The 14,088-nt window shown below is 58.5% G+C and carries 11 protein-coding genes; 3 read left to right on the top strand and 8 right to left on the bottom strand.

Annotation, left to right across the window (positions count from 1 at the left end):
- Positions 1–46: 46 nt before the first annotated feature.
- The 8 genes from etfB to G5574_RS04855 all read right to left on the bottom strand — a co-directional run bounded on the left by etfB (position 47) and on the right by G5574_RS04855 (position 10,860).
- Positions 47–838: an electron transfer flavoprotein subunit beta gene (etfB, locus tag G5574_RS04820; RefSeq protein ID WP_164482135.1), complete on the bottom strand. Its 792-nt coding sequence runs from the start codon at positions 836–838 to the stop codon at positions 47–49.
- Positions 828–2,066 (bottom strand): electron transfer flavoprotein subunit alpha, encoded by a 1,239-nt coding sequence (gene etfA / locus G5574_RS04825; protein WP_164482136.1) that lies wholly within the window; start codon positions 2,064–2,066, stop codon positions 828–830. The genes etfB and etfA overlap by 11 nt, the downstream gene beginning before the upstream one ends.
- Complete coding sequence (locus G5574_RS04830) at positions 2,066–4,024, bottom strand: (Fe-S)-binding protein (RefSeq protein WP_164482137.1); 1,959 nt, start codon at positions 4,022–4,024, stop codon at positions 2,066–2,068. The genes etfA and G5574_RS04830 overlap by 1 nt, the downstream gene beginning before the upstream one ends.
- Positions 4,025–4,089: 65 nt before the next feature.
- Positions 4,090–6,153 carry a dimethylglycine demethylation protein DgcA gene (gene dgcA, locus G5574_RS04835; RefSeq protein WP_039338060.1) on the bottom strand — a complete coding sequence of 688 codons (2,064 nt, stop codon included), beginning with the start codon at positions 6,151–6,153 and terminating at the stop codon, positions 4,090–4,092.
- Positions 6,154–6,246: 93 nt separating this feature from the next.
- Positions 6,247–6,774, bottom strand: coding sequence for a DUF5943 domain-containing protein (locus G5574_RS04840; protein ID WP_033740376.1), 528 nt, complete (start codon positions 6,772–6,774; stop codon positions 6,247–6,249).
- 38 nt (positions 6,775–6,812) lie between these two features.
- Complete coding sequence (locus G5574_RS04845) at positions 6,813–7,790, bottom strand: dipeptidase (protein ID WP_033740378.1); 978 nt, start codon at positions 7,788–7,790, stop codon at positions 6,813–6,815.
- Between the two features lie 209 nt (positions 7,791–7,999).
- Positions 8,000–9,148 (bottom strand): choline metabolism transcriptional regulator GbdR, encoded by a 1,149-nt coding sequence (gbdR, locus tag G5574_RS04850; protein WP_033740379.1) that lies wholly within the window; start codon positions 9,146–9,148, stop codon positions 8,000–8,002.
- Positions 9,149–9,483: 335 nt separating this feature from the next.
- Positions 9,484–10,860 (bottom strand): L-serine ammonia-lyase, encoded by a 1,377-nt coding sequence (locus G5574_RS04855; RefSeq protein ID WP_058708378.1) that lies wholly within the window; start codon positions 10,858–10,860, stop codon positions 9,484–9,486.
- A 313-nt stretch (positions 10,861–11,173) separates the two neighbouring features.
- On the opposite strand from G5574_RS04855, the gene glyA reads away from it, so the two are divergent.
- From glyA to G5574_RS04870, 3 genes are all read left to right on the top strand, one after another.
- Positions 11,174–12,439 carry a serine hydroxymethyltransferase gene (gene glyA / locus G5574_RS04860; RefSeq protein ID WP_039338062.1) on the top strand — a complete coding sequence of 422 codons (1,266 nt, stop codon included), beginning with the start codon at positions 11,174–11,176 and terminating at the stop codon, positions 12,437–12,439.
- Between the two features lie 82 nt (positions 12,440–12,521).
- Complete coding sequence (locus G5574_RS04865; RefSeq protein WP_425325399.1) at positions 12,522–13,778, top strand: sarcosine oxidase subunit beta family protein; 1,257 nt, start codon at positions 12,522–12,524, stop codon at positions 13,776–13,778.
- A gap of 11 nt (positions 13,779–13,789) precedes the next feature.
- Positions 13,790–14,077, top strand: coding sequence for a sarcosine oxidase subunit delta (locus G5574_RS04870; protein WP_033740381.1), 288 nt, complete (start codon positions 13,790–13,792; stop codon positions 14,075–14,077).
- Positions 14,078–14,088: the final 11 nt, after the last annotated feature.

Raw genomic sequence — 14,088 nt, forward strand, 5'->3', positions numbered from 1 at the left:
ATATTCCTGCCTGGCGAGGATAAAGCCAGGCAGGATCAGCGTTGCCCTAGCGAATCACCCCCTCCTCCAGCAGCAGATCAAAGACCGCCTGCGCCATTTCCTCTACCGGTTTATTTTGCAGAACCTTTCCACCGTCGCTCTGTGATTTGGCGGTTGCCGCTTTAAAGCGGTCAGCAGCCGTTTTGGCTTTGATCTTTTTAAGACGCTTCGGCCGTTTGACCGCCGGGGCAATCTGCCATTCCGCTCTTGCCGCATCCCGCACCTCAATGCCCGGCTGCGCCATAATCGTCGCCCGGCTTGCCGGACCAAAGGCGACCTGACGCGGTGCGCAGGCGGCCATGTCGACGCTGGCGATAAACGGCAGCGCAATGCGTAGCAACCGGCGCTGTCCCCGCGGCAGTGCCTGTAATACTTCGGCATCGGTGCCGTTCAGGCTGACGATTTCCGCCACGCCGACCACCACCGGCATCGCCAGCGCTTCCGCCAGCAGAAAAGGCAGCATACCGGACGACTCACCCCGCTCCGACCGGCCGCCGGTCAGGATCACGTCCGGCTGATCCTGACTAAGGTAATCGCTCAATACCGCCACCGCGTCGCCTTGTTCGTCCATGGCGAGCACGCGCAGCGCCTCCACGCCCATTCCGGCATAGCTGCGCAGCGCCGCATCATGCGGATCGCCCGCATGCAGGACTTCCAGGGTGTCCTGCGCCAGCGTCAGCCCAAGCTCTACCGCGCGGGCGTCCTGTTCCGCCCGACGGGCGCGTCCGGATTCCGGATGCCTGCCCACCGACACCAGCGCGGTGATACGGCAGCCGCTGTGTTGCACATTATGCTGCATGATGTAACTCCTCTTTGCGCCAGTCACGCACCCGCCGTGCCAGCGCTGCCAGAACCTCATCACTGTCGGCAATCACGCTGAGCGAGGCGCGGCTGACCATATCACAGCCGGGGTCGGTATTAATGGCAATCACCCGGTCACACTGCGCAATGCCCTGTAAATGCTGTACCGCGCCGGAGATCCCCACCGCCACATAAACCCGTGCCGTTACCCAGGTGCCGGTGGCCCCTACCTGACGGAAACGCGGCATATGACCGCTGTCCACCACGACACGGCTTGCGCCTTCGGTGGCCCCGAGAAGCGCGGCCGTGGCATGAAACTGTTCCCAGTTGCCGATGCCATTGCCTGCCGACAGAATGAATTCCGCTTCGCCCAGCGGCACCGCAGACGGATCGACCGGTATCAGGCCGCAGTCCTCAATACGTTTTGTCCGGATACTCAATGGCCCGATGCTGACCGGCAAGACCTCATGCCAGGTGTCGTCGATCGGTTCGGCGCACTCCTCCGCCAGCAACATCACGCGCGCAAGCGGTCGGGTAATATCCGCGCTGCCGCCTGCGGCACGGCTGATGCAGGTTTCCCCGGTTACGCGCCAGACCTGGGTTGCGGGCCGTTCGCCCGTGCGGGCGGCAAACCGGCAGCCAAGTTCGAAGCCGCCCGCGACGCTGTCCGGGAACAGCCAGAAACGCGGCGCCCACTCTTTTTCAACCGCCATCAGTGCATGAATGCGCTGCTCCGGGCGGTAGCCGGTATAGTGCTCGCCGCTGAGATGCAGCAGGCGATCCACACCGGCCGTCGCAAAGTCCCCTTCACGATGCTCGCCAAACACCACGGCCATCACCACGCCAGCGCCACCAGCATGCTGGATCAGCTGATGAGCCTGGCCCAGGATATCGCGATCGTGGCGGGTAAGGCGTCCGCCGGACATGTCGAGCACCACGGCCACGCAGTAATCGGGCTGCTCCACACGATACAGCGGCCGTTCGACCGGATGATCAGCCCCGGCCAGACGCCGGCTGGCGAGCTGCACGCAGGCATTACCGTTCTCGCGGTCAATGCGCCTGAGGCCAGTCGGGCCGGTAAAGCCCACGACGTGTGGGTTTTTGCGCAGCAACCCTGACGGGCCGCGGCTCTCCGGCGGCGGCTGACACCGCTCCGCATGGTCGGGATGCAGGCGGTTGCGGCTGATCCACTCAAGGCGCGGATCGCGACGTATGATCGTTTTCATCAGATAACCTCCACAGCAATTTGGCGGTCGCGGATTTTCGCGGGCAGCGGTTTTTTGGGTTCGCTCAGCGCCTCAGCCACCAGTTCGGCGATGTCTTTTACCGCCGGACGTGGCCCGACAACGCCTTCCAGCATCGCGGTACACTGCTGGCAACCGACAGCGATCAGTTCCGCCCCGGTCTCTCTGGCATCCTCCATGCGCATATCGGCGATACGGCGTTCACCAGGAATATCCGTCACCGGCGCACCGCCCCCGCCACCGCAGCAGCGGGAACGAAAGCCGGATCGGGTCATTTCAGACAGCGTGACCCCCAGCTCCGCCAGCACTTCGCGCGGAGCGGCATATTCACCGTTATAGCGGCCGAGATAACAGGGATCGTGCCAGGTCACCTTGCCGCCCTTGTAATCCTTCAGGTCCAGGAGCTGCGCCTTAACCAGTTCGTTGATGAATGTCGTGTGGTGCAGCACCTCGTAGTCGGGCTGCGTGCCAGCCGGATAGTGTTCAGGATATTCATTCTTCAGACAGTGAAAGGCATGCGGATCGGTGGTGACGATGCGGTTAAAACGATACTGTTGCAGCGTCGCAATGTTGCTTTTCGCCAGGCGCTGGAATGTAGCGTCATCGCCCAGCCGCCGCGCCACGTCGCCGCTGTCCCGTTCTTCATCGCCCAGCACCGCAAAACGCACATTGGCGGCCTTAAGAATATTGACGAAGGCGCGCAGGATACGCTGACTGCGCATATCAAACGCGCCGTCCGATACCCAGAACAGCACGTCGGTCTGTTTCACGTCGCGCATCAGCGGCAGGTTCTGGTCAGCCGCCCAGTGCGTACGGCTGCGCGGATTAAAGCCGTTCGGGTTGTCAGTGAGACTGAGGTTTTCCAGCACTGCCGCGCCCTTGCCTGGTGTTTGCCCCTTTTCCAGCGTCATAAAACGGCGCATATCGACAATGGCATCAACGTGCTCGATCATCATCGGGCACTCCTCAACGCAGGCGCGGCAGGTCGTGCAGGACCATAACGTCTCTTCTTTAATCAGCCCCCCGACGATCGGTTGATGCGGCTGGCCGCAGGCCTCACCGACGGGTACACCGGGATAAGGGCTGCCCGCAAAACGGGCATCGTTGCCGCCTGCCATGCCGATCACCATGTCCTGAATCAGCTTTTTTGGGTTTAGCGGCTGACCCGCCGCAAATGCCGGGCACATTGCTTCGCACTTACCGCACTGGACGCAGGCGTCAAATCCGAGCAGTTGATTCCATTTAAAATCCGCCGGTTTTTCGACGCCCAGCGTCGGCGCATTGAGATCGACGCTTTTGAGTCCGGTTGAACGTCCGCCGCCAAAGCGTTCCGGCCGGCGATGAAAAGCCAGATGCAGTGCGCCCGCAAAGGCATGTTTCATCGGTCCGCCCCAGGCCAGGCCAAACACCATCTCACCCAGTCCCCAGATGATGCCCGCCACCAGAAGCAGCGCCAGCGCCCAGCGACCGGCCTCGCCAAACCGATCCGAGATCGGCAATGTGGTGATAAAGAAGGTGAACGCAAACACCAGCAGACTTTTCGGCAGCCGCATCCAGGGGCCACGCGAAAGCCGGGCGGGCGGATTGCGGCGGCGATACCAGACAAACAGCGCGCCTGTAAACATGACGACCAGCGCGGCCGCCAGTACGCCATTGACCAGTACGTTGCTGATGCGAAAGAGGTGAACCGCCAGAATCAGTAACATTGACAGGACAAAGCCACCTGCGGTCGCCACATGGGTGCGCGACATGTATTTATCGCGTGCCACGACATGATGCAGATCGACCAGATAGCGCCGTGGCATGGCCAGCAAACCGCTCAGCAGGGCCACCTTTTCAGGTTGCCCGCGCCGCCAGAGCAGCATGCGCCTGACCATACCGATGAGGGCGAGTATCACTGCGCCAAGCAGTAACCAGGGAAGTAACCGATCGAGTACCATGATGTGCCCTTACCAGACAATTTCTGCGATGTGCAGCGCGCGGGCTGCACGTCAACGACAGCGAATTACAGGTCCTTACACAGACGCAGTGCATCGTAAATCGCGGCGTGGGCATTGCGTTGCGACACGCAGTCGCCCAAGCGCCAGAGGATCATGCCGCTGCCCGGCTGCGACAACACCGGCTGCGGTTTGATGTCAAACAGCGCCTCTACATCAATCTGCCCGTTGTTGCGCGATTCGGCTTTCAGCGCGTAGTACAGCGCCTCATCAGGACGCGTGCCGTTCTCGACCACGATCTGATCGACCACCCGCTCCTCTTTCTGGCCGGTATACTCATTTTCCAGCACCGCCACCAGCTTCTCGCCTTCGCGATACACTTTCTCCAGCGCCAGATCAGCGGTCATCACGACCGCTTTTTCATACAGGCTGCGATAGTAGGTTGGGAACGTCGTGCCGCCGATGCCAATGCCGGGTTTGATGTCGCCAGTGACCAGTTCGACTAACGCGCCGCGTGCCGCCAGGAAGTCGGCGGCGGACATGCCAGAGAATTCACAGATGGCGTCGTACACCAGTACGTTTTTGCCCGGCTCCACCACGCCGTTGAGAATGTCCCAGCTGGAGACCACCCTTCCGTCGGCTGCGCCCCATTCCGGATTTTGTTCAAGGAAAGGTTGTCCACCCGTAGCGAGGATGCAGACATCCGGATTCAGGTCCCGGATCATCGCCGTATCCGCTGTCGTATCAGTCATAACGTTAACGTTAAGGCGCGCCAGCTCCATCGCTAGCCAGCGCGTAATCCCCGCCATCTGGTCGCGCTGCGGCGCTTTGGCGGCAATGGTGATCTGTCCGCCCAGTTCACTGGCGCGCTCGATCAGCGTCACCTTATGACCGCGTTCGGCTGCCACGCGAGCGGCTTCCAGACCGCCAGGCCCGCCGCCGATGACCACGACGTTGCGCACAGGGCCGTCGGTTTTGGTAATGATATGCGGCAGCCCCATGTACTCGCGCGAGGTGGCCGCGTTCTGAATACACAGCACATCCAGCCCCATATACTGACGGTCGATACAGTAGTTCGCCCCGACGCACTGACGAATCTGGTCTACCTGATTCATTTTGATTTTGGCGATAAGGTGCGGATCGGCGATGTGGGCGCGCGTCATGCCGACAAAGTCCACATAGCCCGCGGCGAGAATGCGCTGTGCCTGATTGGGATCTTTAATATTCTGCGCATGGATCACCGGCACCGAGACCACTTCTTTAATGCCTGCCGCCAGGTGCAGGAACGGCTCGGGCGGATAGCTCATGTTGGGGATCACGTTAGCCAGCGTGTTGTGGGTGTCACAGCCGGAACCGACCACACCGAAATAATCGACCAGGCCGGTTTTATCGTAGTACGCGGCAATCTGGCGCATGTCCTCATGGCTGAGGCCGTCCGGATGGAACTCATCGCCGGTGATGCGCATGCCCACCACAAAGTCCGGCCCCACCGCGTCACGCACGGCAGTCAGGACTTCAAGGCCAAAACGCATCCGTTTTTCAAAGCTGCCACCCCATTCATCCGTGCGCTTATTGACGCGCGGCGACCAGAACTGGTCGATCATATGCTGATGCACGGCCGATAACTCGACACCATCCAGACCGCCCGCTTTCGCCCGCACCGCCGCTTTGGCGAAATCGCCAATGACGCGCCAGATCTCCTCTTCCTCGATCGTTTTACAGGTGGCGCGGTGCACCGGTTCACGAATACCGGACGGCGACATCAGATTCGGCCAGTTTTCCCCATCCCAGCGTGAACGGCGACCCATATGGCTAATCTGAATCATGATTTTGCCGCCGTGCTGATGCACGGCATCGGCCAGATTCTGAAAGTGCGGAATGATACGATCAGTGCTCAGGTTGACCGAGCTCCACCAGCTCTGCGGACTGTCGATGGACACCACGCTTGAGCCGCCGCAGATGCAGAGGCCACACCCTCCCTTCGCTTTCTCTTCATAGTATTTCACGTAGCGATCGGTGGTCATTCCGCCATCCGTGGCGTACACCTCGGCATGGGCCGTGCTGACAATGCGGTTGCGGATAGTCAGTTTATTTATCTTCAATGGCTCAAACAGCAGATCAAACTGTGACATAGCTTCACCTTCACGTAATTCTGATAGCCCGCCGCCAGCCAGCGGTTCCTTCAGGTCATGCGTCTTACGCAGCAGGCTGCGGCGCGTGCGTGTTTAGCGCGGCGAAACGGTGAAGATGCCGTAATCACAGCCCTCTTCCGCCGCACTCTGCGTCTGCACCGCCTGCGTTCTTACGCTGTAGCCCAGGCTTTCGGCGATCTGGTCCATGGCACCGGCAAACCAGCCGGTAAACATGTAGTCCACCTTACGGTTCACTTTGCCGTACTGATACACAAACGCGGAGTGATCGAGCCGGATGCGCGCGGTCCCCTGCTTCAGGTCCAGCGACTCGGTGGTAAAAAAGCCCCAGCCGCGCTGAGAAAGGCGTTTCATGTAGTGTTCAAACACCGCCTCACCTGAAAAACCGTGCAGTTCGGCCTCTTTCTGACACCAGTGCCAGGCGGATTTATAGCCCGCTTTGTAGAGGATCGCGGCATAGCGTTCTGCACCGATTTCCTCTTCGATGCCCATATGGTTATTCACAAAAAAGTGGCGCGGTACGTACAACATCGGTAACGCATCGGTGGTCCAGACGCCGGTTTCATCATCGACGCTGATAGGCATTTCAGGCGCATGTGCCATGGTTTAACCTCACGTGTTCACAGGAATGGGTAACGGATTTACTCGTTCCAGACATTGGCCAGCAGATTGAGCCAGTTTTCGCCCATAAATTTACGCACCTGCTTTTCGGTGAAGCCGTGACGTAACAAGGCGGCGGTTAAATTCGGGAATTCGCCCAAAGTACGAATGCCCTCCGGGTTGATGATCTTGCCGAAGTCCGTTAACTGGCGGGCGTAGCCTTTATCGTGAGTCAGCCATTCGAAAAATGCCTGGCCATGTCCCTGGGTGAAATCGGTGCCAATGCCGATTTGGTCTTCCCCGACCCGGTTAAAGATGTAGTCGATGGCTTCGACATAATCCTCGATGGTGGAGTGAATACCGTTCTTTAAAAACGGGGTAAACATGGTGACGCCAACAAAGCCGCCGTGATCGGCAATAAACTTCAACTCTTCATCCGATTTATTGCGCGGGTGATCTTTCAGACCTGACGGCAGGCAGTGTGAGTAGCACACCGGTTTTTTCGAGGCGAGGATCACCTCTTTCGAGGTTTGCGCGCCGACGTGCGACAGGTCGCACAGCATGCCGACGCGGTTCATTTCCGCCACGACTTCATGGCCGTAGCCCGAGAGCCCGCCGTCACGCTCATAGCAGCCGGTGCCGACCAGGTTCTGCGTGTTATAGGCCATCTGCACCACACCGACACCCAGTTCTTTAAACACCTGGATATAGCCAAGCTGGTCTTCAAACGCATGGGCGTTCTGGAAGCCCAGCAGAATCCCGGTTTTGCCTTCGTCCTTAGCGCGGCGGATATCGCGCGTCGTGGTGACTTTGGTGACCAGATCGGCGTTTTGCGCAATCAGGTGATTCATCTCGACGATGTTATTCACCGTGCTCTGGAAGCCCTCCCACACGGATACCGTGCAGTTGGCCGCGGTGAGTCCGCCGCGGCGCATATCTTCAAACAGCGCTCTGTCCCACTTCGCAATGACCAACCCATCAATGACAATCGCAGAATCATGCAATTCAGTCGCGTTCATATCTTCCTCTCTGGTTTACGTCATAACCGGATGCGGCCTGATGAAAACAGAATAGGGTTTACGCGCGGGCAGAATTGTTCTGAAAACGTCACTTGCCTGACCGCTGGCGCAGTTCAGGGCACAGAAAAACGGCAATATGTTGCGGGACCCGAAGCAAAAAACAGCCCCGAAAGGCTGTTTTTTGCTGACGCAGTGGGGTAAGACAGGCGTCAGAGATTGCCCGGCAGCGTGACGGAGCCAAAGGTGGGTTCAAACCGCGCTTCGTTCAGAATACGCAGGGAGGTGGAGACGGTGCTTTCCTGCTGCCAGTTAGTCAGCCCGGGCAGGTCGGCCATGAAAAACTGCGTCAGCGTTTTGCCGCTTCCCTGGCTGTGAACGCCGCGCCGCTCTTCACGCGGCGGCACGCCAAGGTGTTCGCGATAGCATTTACTGAAGTGCGGCGTGGAAACAAAACCGCAGGCCAGCGCAATTTCAATAATCGACATGGAGGTTTGTTTTAATAACTGACGGGCGCGGAACAGACGCAGCTTTAAGTAGTAACGTGAGGGCGAACAGTGCAGATATTTCTGGAACAGCCGTTCAAGCTGTCGCCGGGACAGGCCCACGTATCCGGCCAGTTCATCCAGATCGATGGCCTCTTCGATATTGGCCTCCATCAGGGAAACGGCTTCGACCAGGCTGGGCTGGGCGGTGCCGAGTACATGGCGCAGGGGAATACGCTGGTAGTCGGACTCGTTGCGGACCCGGTCGCAGATAAACATCTCTGAAATGGCGGCGGTGAGCTGATGGCCAAAATGCCGTTGAATCATCGTCAGCATCATATCCATCGGTACAGTACCGCCACTGCTGGTCATGCGATCCTGCTCAATCACAAACAGCTGATTGGTGCAGATCACGCGGGGATAGGCTTCCTGCATGGAGGCTATGCATTCCCAGTGGGCGCTGCAGTGATAGCCATCCAGCAGCCCCGCTTCCGCCAGCAGGTACGGGCCGGTACAGATGCCACCAATCAGGATCTTACGGCGCGCCAGACTTTGCAGCCAGCCAATCTGTCGACTGGAATAGCTGCGGGTAATGTTGACACCGCCGACCACAATCAGGACATCCAGTGCCGGCACGTTCGCCATCGAATGGTCGGGTGTAATGGCAATCCCGTCACTGGCGACAACGGGCGCGCCCTCTTCACTGACGGTATACCAGCTATACAGCTCCTTGCCGCTCAGCTGGTTCGCCATGCGTAAGGGTTCAACGGCGGTTGCCAGCGCGATCATGGTGAAATTATTCACCAGCAGAAAGCCTACGCTGCGCGTTTTATTTTCAGTAGAGGAACGTTTATGAATTGCGTCTGTATCGAACATGTGCGCTGACCTCTATTAGGCTTAACAGGAACATCACCCAGGGGTATTTCACCCAACTGCTCTCCAACACCTATAGAGTAAGCAACAGCCATGCCATTCGTCACCAGGTCGCACGATGCAAAAATGACACACAGTTAACATAAGCGAAACAAATGTTTGTTCAGCTTCACAGATTTGATCATTGCTGCCCTTTCAACGCAGGCAGGCTTCATAACGGTGCACTCGCTGAACCGTTTTAGTCATATGACGGTTTTATTGCACTGTTTTGTGACGTGTTTTTCTGGCTGTTTTTTATTCGAACCCATAAGCGCAAGTAACCAAAAACCAACACATCGTTAACATTCAATCGCGTTGACCGCCAGCCCGCCGCGCGAGGTTTCCTTGTATTTATCCTGCATATCCCGTCCGGTGTCGCGCATGGTGCGAATCACTTTATCCAGCGAAATAAAGTGCTGACCGTCGCCGCGCAGCGCCATCTGTGCCGCGTTTATCGCTTTCATTGCCGCAATGGCATTGCGTTCGATGCACGGCACCTGCACCAGCCCGCCAACCGGATCGCAGGTCAGACCGAGATTATGCTCCAGCGCAATCTCGGCGGCGTTTTCGACCTGCTCGGGCGTGCCACCCAGCACCTCGGTCAGGCCGGCTGCTGCCATAGCACAGGCGGACCCCACCTCACCCTGGCAGCCGACTTCGGCCCCCGAAATGGAAGCATTTTTCTTGCACAGTGCGCCGATCGCCGCCGCCGCGAGCAGAAAATCGACCACATCGTCTTCGCGCGCCTGGGGTTCAAACTTCATGTAGTACATCAGTACCGCCGGGATAATACCTGCCGCCCCGTTCGTGGGCGCGGTAACCATACGCCCGCCTGCCGCATTCTCCTCATTGACCGCCAGCGCATAGAGGTTGATCCAGTCCATCGCCGACAGGGTTGAACTGATCACATTTTCCGCTGAGGCGCGGCACAGCGATCGGTAGAGCATGGGCGCTCGTCGGCGCACGTTAAGCCCTCCCGGCAGGATGCCTTCATTTTCCAGACCATTGGCAATGCACTGCTGCATCACCTGCCAGATCTGCGCCAGACCGGTCCGAATCCCGGCCTCCGTGCGCCAGACTTTTTCATTCTCCAGCATCAGTGCACTGATGCGTAACTGCCGGTCCGCACAGTGTGCCAGCAAAGCGGCGCCGCTGTTAAAGTCGTAGGGCAGCGTGCACTGTGGCACCAGATGTGCCGACGCCAGCGCCTCATCCTCATCCAGCACAAATCCGCCCCCAATGGAGTAATACACGGTCGAACGGCTTTGCCCGTTGCGGTAAAACGCGCTCAGGCGCATCGCGTTCGGATGGTAAGCAAGCACATCATCGACAAACAGCAGGTCCTCATGGCTGTCGAACGCAATGTTTTCTCCCCAGGGCAGTGTGAGGGAGCCGGTTTCATCAATCGCCTGTATCGTGCTGTTGATCGTAGCGGGATCGACGGTATCGGGTGACGCGCCCATCAGCCCCATCAGTACCGCTTTATCCGTACTGTGCCCGCGCCCGGTGGCGCTGAGCGAACCAAACAGTTCGACTTTGATGCGGTAAATCATCCCACGATCCTCACGGTGACCGAGCGGTTCGACAAAGCGTTGTGCCGCGCGCATAGGGCCAACGGTATGTGAACTGGAGGGACCAATTCCGACTTTGAACAGATCGAAGACACTGATACTCATGTTGCGCTCCCGGGCTTATGCCTGCCGTTGAGTGAATGACAGCCGCATTATCTGCGCGGATGAAAAACAAGAGATGCCGGATAACGACGTATTTGGCGATGAATTCGCCATGTTTTGCCCTTTCTGCCGTTCCTCACCGTTCAATGTGTCCGCCTTGCGTGGGTATGTCGCAAATTGACATCGCCGGGGCGCTACCAAACATTCCGGCATCGGTGACGCTGGTTATTATCCCTCCCACATTCACTCTACCGCTGCCCTGAACGGTTCAGGCCCAAAGCAGGCGCTGCGTGGTTATCCGGGCAAGGAGAAAAGCATGTTTGCGAAGCGCGACGATATTCAAAGCTTTGACAGTGAACTGTGGCAGGCCATTGAACAGGAAGCGGTGCGTCAGGAAGAGCATATTGAGCTTATCGCCTCCGAGAATTACACCAGCCCGCGCGTGATGCAGGCTCAGGGTACGGTACTGACCAATAAATATGCAGAAGGCTATCCGGGGAAGCGCTACTACGGCGGCTGTGAATATGTCGACGTAGTCGAAAAACTGGCAACAGAACGTGCCTGTGCGCTGTTTGGTGCCGATTACGCTAACGTGCAGCCCCATTCGGGTTCGCAGGCGAATGCGGCGGTCTATATGGCGTTGTGCCAGCCGGGCGACACCATTCTGGGCATGAGCCTGGCGCACGGTGGTCATCTGACGCACGGCGCCCATGTCAGCTTCTCCGGCAAAATTTACCGTGCCGTGCAGTACGGCCTGAATGAAGCCAGCGGCGAAATTGATTATGAACAGGTCGAAGCGCTGGCGCTGGAACACCGGCCGAAAATGATCGTCGCCGGTTTCTCGGCCTACTCACGCGTCGTGGACTGGGCGCGCTTCCGCGCCATTGCCGATAAGGTCGGTGCCTGGCTGTTTGTCGACATGGCGCATGTGGCGGGCCTGGTCGCGGCGGGCCTTTATCCCACTCCACTGCCCTATGCCGATGTGGTCACTACCACCACGCATAAAACCCTGCGCGGTCCGCGCGGCGGCCTGATTCTGGCAAAAGCCAACCCCGAGCTGGAGAAAAAGCTCAACGCTGCCGTGTTTCCGGGCGGCCAGGGCGGTCCGTTGATGCATGTGATCGCCGCCAAAGCCGTCGCCTTTAAAGAGGCCATGCAGCCTGACTATACCGACTACCAGCGTCGCGTGGTCAACAATGCCCGCGCGATGGCCGACGTGTTTATGACGCGTGGCTACGATGTGGTCTCAGGCGGCACCGACAACCACCTGTTTTTACTCAGCCTGATTAAACAGGGGCTGACCGGTAAAGCGGCCGATGCGGCGCTGGGACGCGCCAACATTACCGTCAACAAAAATGCCGTTCCCGGCGATCCACAATCCCCGTTTGTGACCTCCGGTCTGCGCATTGGCGCGCCGGTTGTTACCACGCGCGGCTTCAGCGAAGCGCACTGTCGCATGCTGGCCGGCTGGATTGCCGACATCCTGGATGTGATGAACAACGCCGACATGCTGGAGACGAAGATTGCTCAGGTGAAGCAGCAGGTGCTGTCCCTGTGCGCGGACTTCCCGGTTTACCGTTAGGCCAGGCGGCCACCGGCTTCGGTCGGCGGCGCGGTTTTATCGTCTGTCAATTCGCCCACGCGCGAGAGTTACTGGAGTAGAAATGATGCAACGCTATTCAGGATTTGGCCTGCTCAGGCACAGTCTGAGCTATCACGAGAACTGGCAGAAAGTCTGGCGCAACCCCACCCCGCAGAAACGCTACGACGTTATTATCATCGGCGGCGGGGGGCACGGTCTGGCTACCGCCTACTATCTGGCGAAAGAGCACGGCATCACCAACGTGGCGGTGCTGGAAAAAGGCCATCTTGGCGGCGGCAACATCTGCCGTAACACCACGATTGTGCGCTCCAACTACCTGTGGGATGAATCCGCAGCGCTGTATGAGCACGCCATGAAATTATGGGAAGGCCTGTCACAAGAGCTGAACTACAACCAGATGTTCTCTCAGCGTGGGGTTTATCACACCTGCCATACGTTGCAGGACCTGCGCACCAATGAACGACTGGCGAATGCCAATCGCCTGCAGGGCATCGACAACGAGATGGTTTACGGCGACCAGTTACAGAAAGAGATCCCCGCACTGGACTGCAGCAAAGATGCGCGCTATCCGGTACTGGGCGCGTCGGTACAGCGGCGCGGGGGCAATGCCCGTCACGATGCGGTGGCCTGGGGTTATGCCCGTGCGGCGGACAGCCTGGGCGTCGATCTGATTCAGAACTGCGAGGTCATTGATATGGAAATCAGTGACGGCAAAATCACCGGCGTCAAAACCCGCCACCACGGCGTAATTAAAGCGGATCGTGTGGGGTGCGTCACCGCCGGTAACTCTGGCGTGATGGCCAAAATGGCCGGCTTTGAGCTGCCGGTTGAATCCCATCCGCTTCAGGCGCTGGTCTCCGAGCCGATCAAGCCCTTCCTGGATACCGTCGTCATGTCCAACCATGTGCATGGCTATATGAGTCAGTCAGATAAAGGTGATCTGGTCATCGGCGCAGGTATTGATGGCTGGGTCGGCTATGGTCAGCGCGGATCCTACAGCGTCATTGAACACACCATTCAGGCCATTGTTGAGCTGTTTCCGTGCACCAGCCGTGTCCGCATGAACCGTCAGTGGGGCGGCATTGTCGACACCTGCCCGGATGCCAGCCCGATTCTCTCGTCCACCCCGGTGCGCAACCTGTTCTTTAACTGCGGCTGGGGCACCGGTGGCTTTAAGGCTACGCCTGGCTCCGGCAACCTGTTTGCCCATCAGTTAGCGCACGGCACGCCGCACCCGATTGCTGAACCCTTCGCCCTGTCCCGGTTTTATACCGGTGCGCTGGTCGATGAACATGGCGCCGCAGGCGTAGCCCACTAAGGAGTGACAACATGCTGCACATTTACTGTCCTCACTGTGGTGAGTATCGCGAAGAAGAAGAGTTTCATCCCCGTGGCCAGGCGCATATCGCGCGGCCTGCTAACCCGGACCAGTGCAGTGATGAAGCGTGGGGAACCTTTCTCTATTTCCGTAAAAACCCGCGCGGATTACATCACGAACTTTGGGTGCACAGCGCGGGATGCCGCAAATTCTTTAATCTGGTACGTGATACCCAGACTTATGAGATTAAACAGGTTTACACACTCAACGAACAGCCTGAATCCCGTGAACACGCGTAAGGAGCGGAGCG

Source organism: Pantoea stewartii (assembly GCF_011044475.1).
GTDB classification, from domain to species: domain Bacteria; phylum Pseudomonadota; class Gammaproteobacteria; order Enterobacterales; family Enterobacteriaceae; genus Pantoea; species Pantoea stewartii.